Source organism: Mycobacterium sp. (genome assembly GCF_035603715.1).
Classification (GTDB): Bacteria; Actinomycetota; Actinomycetes; order Mycobacteriales; family Mycobacteriaceae; genus Mycobacterium.
In genome coordinates this window covers 1-7,707 of the sequence record NZ_DATNJW010000383.1, presented here as the reverse complement: position 1 = coordinate 7,707, position 7,707 = coordinate 1, and the positions used below count along the sequence as shown (strand labels likewise).

General features: G+C 66.0%; 8 protein-coding genes and 1 pseudogene. 2 read left to right on the top strand and 7 right to left on the bottom strand.

What is annotated here, in order from left to right; all coding sequences use genetic code 11:
- On the top strand, positions 1-981 hold a 981-nt coding region (locus tag VN856_RS15870), incomplete at its 5' end, for an MFS transporter (protein ID WP_325690662.1).
- Between the two features lies 1 nt (position 982).
- Here VN856_RS15870 and VN856_RS15865 read toward each other — a convergent pair.
- The 5 genes from VN856_RS15865 to VN856_RS15845 all read right to left on the bottom strand — a co-directional run bounded on the left by VN856_RS15865 (position 983) and on the right by VN856_RS15845 (position 5,441).
- Positions 983-1,636, bottom strand: a complete 654-nt coding sequence (locus VN856_RS15865) for a hypothetical protein (RefSeq protein WP_325690660.1) — start codon at positions 1,634-1,636, stop codon at positions 983-985.
- A gap of 207 nt (positions 1,637-1,843) precedes the next feature.
- The gene (locus VN856_RS15860) at positions 1,844-2,269 is read right to left on the bottom strand and encodes a pyridoxamine 5'-phosphate oxidase family protein (RefSeq protein ID WP_325690658.1); all 426 of its coding nucleotides are present in this window, start codon (positions 2,267-2,269) and stop codon (positions 1,844-1,846) included.
- A 30-nt stretch (positions 2,270-2,299) separates the two neighbouring features.
- A complete protein-coding gene (locus tag VN856_RS15855) occupies positions 2,300-3,313 on the bottom strand; it encodes an NADP-dependent oxidoreductase (RefSeq protein WP_325690656.1) in 1,014 nt (337 codons plus the stop codon).
- Complete coding sequence (locus tag VN856_RS15850; protein ID WP_325690654.1) at positions 3,310-4,314, bottom strand: LLM class F420-dependent oxidoreductase; 1,005 nt, start codon at positions 4,312-4,314, stop codon at positions 3,310-3,312. The genes VN856_RS15855 and VN856_RS15850 overlap by 4 nt, the downstream gene beginning before the upstream one ends.
- Complete coding sequence (locus VN856_RS15845) at positions 4,311-5,441, bottom strand: acyl-CoA dehydrogenase family protein (RefSeq protein ID WP_325690652.1); 1,131 nt, start codon at positions 5,439-5,441, stop codon at positions 4,311-4,313. The genes VN856_RS15850 and VN856_RS15845 overlap by 4 nt, the downstream gene beginning before the upstream one ends.
- Positions 5,442-5,522: 81 nt before the next feature.
- On the opposite strand from VN856_RS15845, the pseudogene VN856_RS15840 reads away from it, so the two are divergent.
- Positions 5,523-5,975, top strand: a pseudogene (locus VN856_RS15840) (winged helix-turn-helix transcriptional regulator); the annotation flags it as partial.
- 9 nt (positions 5,976-5,984) lie between these two features.
- Here VN856_RS15840 and VN856_RS15835 read toward each other — a convergent pair.
- Both VN856_RS15835 and VN856_RS15830 read right to left on the bottom strand, forming a co-directional pair.
- Positions 5,985-6,449 carry a nitroreductase/quinone reductase family protein gene (locus VN856_RS15835; protein ID WP_325690650.1) on the bottom strand — a complete coding sequence of 155 codons (465 nt, stop codon included), beginning with the start codon at positions 6,447-6,449 and terminating at the stop codon, positions 5,985-5,987.
- Between the two features lie 29 nt (positions 6,450-6,478).
- On the bottom strand, positions 6,479-7,707 hold a 1,229-nt coding region (locus tag VN856_RS15830; protein ID WP_325690648.1), incomplete at its 5' end, for an aldehyde dehydrogenase family protein.

Here is a 7,707-nt window from a genome sequence, read left to right as displayed (position 1 = left end):
GGTGGCCGAGCCTCGGATGCCCTCGGCCGCAAAGCAGTCGCGTTGGCCGGTTCGGCGACAGCTGTGGTGGGCACGGTTGCGATGCTGCTTTCCCAGCAACCCGACGTTTTGCTGCCGGGGCGTTTGATCGTCGGCGTTGGTGTGGGTCTGGCAATGACCTCGGGCACCGCGTGGGCTTCCGACCTGAGAGGTCCGGCCGGTGCGGCCACCGCCGGGGCCGTGCTGATCGCCGGATTCGCCATCGGACCGTTCGCCGGAGGGTTGATCGCCGGGGCGGGAGATTTCGGCGTCGAGGTGTCGTTCGCGGTAGCCGCGGCTCTGGTCGTGGCGGCGATGGCTTTCATGTATGCGGCCGCACGTGGCACGGCGGAGTCGGTGCCGGTAGCAACCGGTGACGCGCAAACCGCCACGACCTCAAGGCCTTCGAGCACGCGGGCCTTGAGTTGGGCGTTGCCGTTGGCCCCGTGGGTGTTCGCATCGGCCACACTGGGATTCATCACGATTCCGTCCAGAGTCCACACCGGGCTCGCGGCTCCGATCGCCGCGGGTATCGCGGCCCTGATCGTCAACGGCTCGAGCGGAGTCATCCAGATCATCGCCCGCTTGGGCACCTGGGGCCCGCGCGCCGGCACCGTCGGCGCGGCGCTGGCCGCGCTCGGCTATGCGGCCATCGCGGTAACGCCGCCGACGATCACGCCGGTGATGAGCGTTGCGTTATTGCTGGTCCTCGGTTGCGCGTCCGGGCTTTCGTTGCGCGAAGGACTGATCGACTTGGAAGCCGCGGCACCACAACATGTCCGAGGCATGCTGACCGGTGCGTTTTATGCGCTGACCTACATCGGTTTTGGCCTGCCGCTGCTGTTGACCTCAGTCGGGTTTGACGGCTCGCAGATCATTCTCACTGTGATGGCGATGCTCGCGGCAACCGCCGCGGTCACCCGGGCGCTGAGGCTACGACGAGACAGTCACCGGCAGAACTGATTCAAGCCGCGACGACTTTCCGCGGGCGGACACCAGCAACTGGAATGGGGTCGTTGCCCACCACGCTCAAGCCGGCGAGGCGCCGCCACGAGCGGATGGCGTTGCGGGTGACCTCCACGATCCGGGCGGCTCCGACTTCGCCGTTGGCCAGCCGGTGCGCACGCAACGCGTTACCGGTGACGGCATCGAGGGTGTCCCAGTCATCGGTCTCCACGAGTGAGGTGGATTGCATAGCGGACCGCACCGCGTACAGTTCGGCGCCCTCCGATGTCTCGCTGACAGCGCGGGCGGCCCGGTTGGCGCTGTCCCACTCGGCAATTGGCGGCATGTCACCGGGCACCAGCCGACGGTGTAACTCCGCGATGTCGGCGATCGCGTCGACGGCAGCGCCGTTAGCGTAGCGGGCAACGCCCCACGGCGGGCTGATCAGCAGTTTGGTCACCCAGATGTGCATGACACTCTCAGCGACGTCGGCGGTCCCGACGGTCAGCCACCCGAGGTCGAGCACCAGCAGACTGTTCTCCGGCGACAAGTAGCCGTCAGCCCCGGCCAGTAAGTCGTTGCACAGCTGCACGAACGATGCCAACGGGCGTGCTGAGGTCGCCGGAAAGTCGGTGATCTGCTCATCGCCGTTGATGTAGGAGATCACGTTCATGGCGCACCCTTTACCCGATCCGGGCTGGTGTGATCCCCTCGCCAGTCGCAGCGGGTTAGTGATGCGGTCGAGGTCCATTTGACGTGCTTCCTAAGGGTTTTCGCGCTTAACGACCTTGGTTCGACAGATGGCCATCCTATGACGCGCCGTCACGCCAAAGGCTACGACACGACGGGCGGTCATGCTCTGAATACAAAGCCGCGAAACCTACAGCTCGCCGGAGAAGTCCGCGGTGATCCAGCGGTCCGGGCGAATGGTGAACAGCACAGTGTTCTGCCCTTCCATACTGCGGACGAACGCGCGGCCGGCTTCCTCGCCGAGGTAACGGATGGCGATGGCTTCGCGCACATCCGTTGGAGCGGGCGAGGTGGTGTCGATGACGGTGCCCTCCACGACCACGTATTGATACGGCGGCTCCTCGTTCTGGACGACCAGTGTCACCGCTCCGGCGCGCTCGATGAGCTTCGACTTCCGCGCCCCCGCGCCGGTGTTGATCAGGATGTTCCCACGGGGGGTGTAGTCGTACCACATCGGGACACTGGCCGGCGGGCGGCCGTCGGCGGCCACGGACAGCACCGCGACATGCTTGGCTGCCAGGAACTCTTCGCGCTCGATCTCGGAGAAGGCTTTCATACGCGGTTGCAACGAGACCGCGCAGCGAGGCTATTCCCCGTCGCGGTCCAACGCGAGGATCAGCTTGCCGGTGTTTTCGCCCCGGAACAGCTTGAGCAGGGTGTCGGGAAAGTCGCCGACATCGCCGTGTTCGATCTGTTCATGTGATCGAAGCTCGCCGCTGTTGAGCCACTTCGCCAGTTCCGCAACACCTTCCGGGTAGCGCTTGGCGTAGTCGAAGATGACGAATCCTGTCATGGATGCCCGCGCTACCAACAACTGCATGTAGTTGGCCGGCCCCCGCGGGGCGTCGTTGTACTGGGATACCGCACCGCAGAGCACGATGCGGGCTCCGTGCGCGAGCCGGTTGAGTGCGGCCTCCAGCGTTGCGCCACCGACATTGTCGAAATAGACGTCGACACCGTCAGGCGCATGGATCTTGAGCTCCTTGCGCAGATCGGCAGCTTTGTAGTCGATCGCCGCGTCGAATCCGACCTCGTCGACCAGCCAGCGGCATTTGTCTTCGCCACCGGCGATGCCGACCGCTCGGCAGCCCTTGATCCGCGCAATCTGTCCCACGATGCTGCCCACCGATCCGGCCGCTCCAGAGACCAGGACGGTCTGGCCCGGTTCAGGTCGGCCGACATCGAGCAGGCCGAAGTACGCGGTCAGCCCGCTGATGCCGAGGGCACCCAGATACGTCGTTGCCGGCGCCAAGGTGGTGTCGAGTTTGTTCACCTCGGCGCCGTCGGACAGCGCGTAACGCTGGATGCCGAATATCCCGGACACGTCGTCGCCGACCGAGAACCCCGGATGCCGTGATTCGACGACATGCCCGACCCCGAGGGCCCGCATCACTTCACCGATCTCCACCGGCGGCACGTAGCTGCGGCCCGCGTTCATCCACGTGCGCATGGCCGGGTCGATGGACAGGTAGTCGACCTGTACGACGAATTCTCCATCGGCTGCAACCGGTTTGGGCTCCTCGACGATCGACCAATCGGTGGCCTTGGGCATGTCGACCGGGCGTGCGGCCAGCCGACACTGAGTGTTGACAGCGTTCACGAGGCAGCCTCCTTGGCTGGTGAGTTGTTTCGGCAGATGTCTGCGGCACAGCCGAACGCCGTTCGGCCGCCGGGGTCCTCGGCGGTCACGGGTATCACCGCGACAGTGTCGGCACCGGCCTGCAAGTAGGTCCGGATCCGGTCAACGACCTGATCCGGTGTGCCCAATGCGGCCAGTTGCTCGGCCAATTCCAGCGGAACGGCCGCGGCCAAGTCCGCCCGTCGCGCACCTGCGCGGGCCCGCTCGACGAGATCGGCGAATCCGAGCTCGCAGAACATCTCTCCGTAGCCGGGCGGGGCCAGGTAGACCGCGAGCTGACCGGCCAGCTGCCGCAGCGCCGCTTCACCGGGCCGCACCGCGGCCGGGAGCCACACCGTCACGTGCGGCCGCGTGTGACCTACCGCGACGGCGTCGTGCTCGATCTGTTGGCGGACCTGCGAAACCCGCTGCGGTGAAGCCAGATTGAGCACCACCTCATCGGCGATCTCAGCGGCCAGGCGCATCATCGCCGGACCGAACGCGCCGACCCCGATCCGGCTCTGCGGCAACGGGTTACGCAGTCGGAAGCCATGACTCTTCACATGCTGACCGTCGTAGTCACCGCGCTCACCGCGCAGCATCGGCCGTAGACACTCGATGGTCTCCCGCATGCGCGCCGCGCTGTGTGACCAATCACGGTCGTGCCAGCCCGCCACGATGAACGGGCTCGAGGCGCCCAGCGCGACGTCGATCTCGCAGCCAGTCAGCGCCGCAACCGAACTCGCCCCCAACGCGATCGAGACCGGGGTGCGCACGCTGACCGGCAGGGGGCCGACCCGCAGCCCTAAACCCGGTACGCGAGCGCCGATGGCGGTGGCCAACGCGAACGCGTCGAACGTCGCCATCTCGCCGATCCACAGCCCCTGCAGACCCGCGGCGCCGGCGGCCTCGGCGATTTCGAGTGCCTCCAGGTCGGGCCGGTCCAGCCACAGCGGAAGCACCGCTTCGATCGACGACCTCACAACATGGCCGCCTCGGTGGTCTGGCCCAGCAGGATTCGGCCTGGCAACTCACGTGATGCCTCGTTCACCTGGAAGTGCGCGGTCGCGGTGAACGCGTCCCGCAAGCGTCGTTGCAGCGGTGCGCCGTCGTAGATCGCGCTGCCCCCGGCGAGGTCGTACATCGTGCGGACCACGTCGGCCGAGACGCGTGCCCCGTGGGTTGCCGCGAGGCGTAACCGGGTCCGCGCCTCCAACGGCACCGCGGGACCGTCCTGACTCGCCTGCCACGCGGCGTCGATGGCTTGGTAGTAACCGGCTCGCGCGGCTTCCAGTGCCGACTCGGCCGTGGCGACCGCCACCTGGATGGTGGATCGCTCGGCAAGCGTGCGACTGGCTGCCACACCCTTTTTGGTCGAGGCGAGCTCGACGAAGTTGTCGATCGCCGCGCGCGCATTGCCCATCGCGGCTGCGGTGATGCAGGCCGCGAAAAACCCGAATGGGGGAAATCGATACAACGGACGGTCGATCACCGGACCGTCGAATATCGAGAGCACCCGATTATCGGGGACGAACACCTCCTCGGCGACGGTGTCGTGACTGCCGGTGCCACGCAGGCCGAGGGTGTGCCAGGTGTCCAGGATCTGCAACTGCTCGGTGGGCAGTGCGACCACCGCCGGGCGGTCCTCGAGTACGCAGCCGGCGAACAGCACGTCGGCGTGGGTGATACCGCTGCAGAACGCCCAGCGCCCCGACACCACAACACCGCCGGGCACCCGCCGGGCCTTGCCTTGCGGTGCCCACACACCCGCGGCCAGCCCGCGACCGTTGCCGAACAGTTCGTCGCGGCTGACCGGTGGCAGGTATGCGACCAGCAGGGTGCTGGTGATCCCGATCGACACGCACCAGCCGGCGGACGCGTCGCCACGTGCCACCTCCTCGGCGCACCGCAAGGCGGTTCCCGCGGGCAGCTCGAGAGCGCCGACCTCCACCGGCGCGCCGGCTCGCAGTAAGCCCGAATCCCGCAACGCCTCAACCAGTTCGGGCGGCAGCCTGCGGGCAGAATCAATGTCATCTGCCATGCCGCGCGCCAACTCGGCGATCTCGCGCGCCTGCGCCAGTACGGGCATGGTGGCGACGTCGGTGTCCATACGTCCTCGCTTTGCACAGTGAGTGATTCAGTCACGTTAGCACTACCGGTTTAGTTTTTGAACCGGTACATTAGTTGAACCATGGAATACCCGGACTTGTCGCATCGCTTCGACGGCGAGTCAGTTGCGCGCGCCCTCGAGATCGTCGGTGAGCGATGGACCCTGCTGATCCTGCGTGAGGCGTTCTTCGGGGTTCGCCGTTTCGGCCAGTTGGCGCGCAACCTCCAGATTCCGCGCCCCACCTTGTCCGCACGGCTGCGCACCCTGGTCGACAAGGGACTGCTGGAAAAAGTGCCCTACGCGCGCGACCCCGATCGTCACGAGTACCGGCTGACCGATTCCGGACGCGATCTGTTCGCGGCGATCGTGGTCCTGATGCAGTGGGGCGACCATCACCTGCCGAACCCCCAGGGTCCGCCGATTGTGCTGCATCATCAACCGTGCGATCAGACCGCCGAACCGGTTCTAGTGTGCGCACATTGCCGGCAGGAGATCACCGCGCAGAACGTCACGCCGGTGCCCGGACCGGGCTTTGTCGACGTCTCAGGCGACGCGAAAGACGGGGTACTGATCGACGATTCGCTCGAAGTCATCCAGCGGCGCGCGCCGATCGATCGTGAAAAACGGACGCGCACCCGGCGCTAGCTCGAGATACCGACGCAAGATCGCGGCGCGCTTGTCGGACAGGTCTTCCACCAACGTCACCTCTTCGCGCCGACCGCGCACCAAAGCGCCATGGTTATCTGCGCGCAGGTTGCGCACCCAGTTCGCTTTCTGGCCGAGCATGGAGACCAAATAGCGCTCGCCCTGGTAGTCGGCGACGACCACCGGGAAGGAAACAATCCGTCCCGACTTATGGCCCCGGACTTCCAGCGTGGCAGCTCCGTTGGGCCCCATACCCTTCGCAAAAGACAAGGCGCCCATACGGTTTGCGATGCGGGCGGACCATCCCGGACGGCCTTTGCGATATTGCCATCGTTGAAAAGCACTTACCAGGCGGCCCAGCATGCATTCACACTACTGCGGCCCCGCGGCACCTACATCTGCGCCCAAACGATTTTCGTCTGTAGGTAGGTCTCGATGCCGGCCTTGCCCGACTCGTAGCCCCAGCCGGACTGCTTGTAGCCGCCGAACGGCATGGAGTGATCGAACTGCATCTGGCAGTTCAGTCCCACGGTTCCGGCCTTGAGCTTCTTGGCCATCCGGTGCGCGCGACCGAGATCGCTGGTCCACGTGGTGGCCGCGAGGCCATAGGTGCTGTTGTTGGCCAGCGCGACGGCCTCGTCCTCGTCGTCGAACGGCAGGATCGTGACGACCGGACCAAAGATCTCCTCCTGGAACAGCCGGCTCGAATCGGGGTCGATGTTGGTGACCACCGTGGGATGCACGAAGTAACCCTTGCGGTCGAGCCGGTGCCCGCCGGTGACCAACTCGGCCCCGTCAGACTTGCCTTGATCGAGGTAGCCCAGCACGCGGGTGAGCTGCTTCTGGCTGATCAGTGGACCGACCATGGCGCCTTCGTCGCTGGGTCCGCCCAACTGCATGACGTTGGCCATGTTCGCGATTCCTTCGACCACCCGGTCGTAGACGCCACGCTGGGCGAAGATGCGCGACCCGCACACGCAGGCCTGTCCGGAGTGAATGAAGGTGCCGAACGAGGCCATTGGGACGGCCAGGTCGAGGTTGGCGTCGTCGAAGATCACTACCGGTGACTTGCCGCCGAGCTCGAGGGTGACCTTGTTGAGGTTGCTGTCGGCGGCGGCGTGCACAATTGCCCGACCGACCTCGGTCGAACCGGTGAAGGCGACCTTTTCGACATCGGGGTGGGCGGTGATCGCCGCACCGGCGGTGTGTCCGAAGCCATTCACCAAGTTGACGACGCCCTCGGGGACTCCGGCCTCAGCCAGGATGCGGTCCAGTACCAGCGCCGAAAGTGGCGTCTCCTCAGCGGGTTTGACGACGCTACTGCAGCCGGCCGCGAGCGACGGCGCCAGTTTTGCGCAGTAGTTGAAGACTGGCCCGTTCCACGGGAAGATCAGGCCGACCACGCCGTAGGGCTCACGCACGGTATAGGTGTGCATGTGCGAGTCGACGCCGGTCAGGCCGCCGGTGTTCACGTCGCGCGCGATGCCGTCGATCTTGGTGCACCAGCCCGCGTAATAACGGAACCACTCCGACCCGACCTTGGTGATGATCTGGGCCTGCGCCGGCGGGATGCCTGCGTTGAGCGATTCGAGTTCGGCGAGGATCTCGGCGTTCTCGTCGA